The sequence below is a fragment of the Pseudomonas sp. AMR01 genome (genome assembly GCF_041946035.1).
Lineage (GTDB): Bacteria > Pseudomonadota > Gammaproteobacteria > Pseudomonadales > Pseudomonadaceae > Aquipseudomonas > Aquipseudomonas antarctica_B.
The window spans coordinates 1-544 of record NZ_JAUTYR010000160.1; the positions used below are offsets into that span (position 1 = coordinate 1).

At 65.6% G+C, this 544-nt stretch carries 1 pseudogene; it reads left to right on the forward strand.

Features of this window, described 5'->3' with window-relative positions:
* Nucleotides 1-110 precede the first annotated feature (110 nt).
* A pseudogene (locus tag Q7C20_RS27040) lies at nucleotides 111-544 on the forward strand (MFS transporter); the annotation flags it as partial.

A 544-nucleotide genomic window follows, 5' to 3' on the forward strand; every position in this document is an offset into this window, starting at 1 on the left:
GGTTGCTGAGTGCATTAGGTGCGCCAGCCGTCTTTGCCGGGGCGCTTGTCCCGGTGCGCGAGGCGGGGTCACTATTGCCGCAGATCGCGCTAGCGGGGATGGTGCAACGCATGGCCCGGCGCAAATGGGCTTGGGTTTGGGGCTCGGTCGGGCAGGGGGTGGCGGCGGCGCTGATCGCGCTGGCGGCGCTGAGCCTTGAAGGTGCCACCGCGGGCTATGCTGTGATCGCCGCACTGGCTGTTTTGGCTGTCTGCCGCGCCGCCTGTTCTGTGTCCTTCAAAGAGATTTTGGGCAAGACCGTGGGCAAGACCCGGCGCGGCGCGGTGACAGGGATGGCGGGCTCGGTGTCCTCTGTCGGCGTGGTGATTTTCGCCGGGTTGCTGATGTCGGGGTTGTTCCAAAGCCGGGGCGTGGTGATCGCGGCGATTGCGCTGGCGGCGGGCTTATGGATCGCAGCGGCGCTGTTGTTTGCTACGATGGAGGAAAGCCCGAGCGAGACTGAGGACAGCAAAGGTGTCGACTTCGCGCTGCTAAAGGACAACCG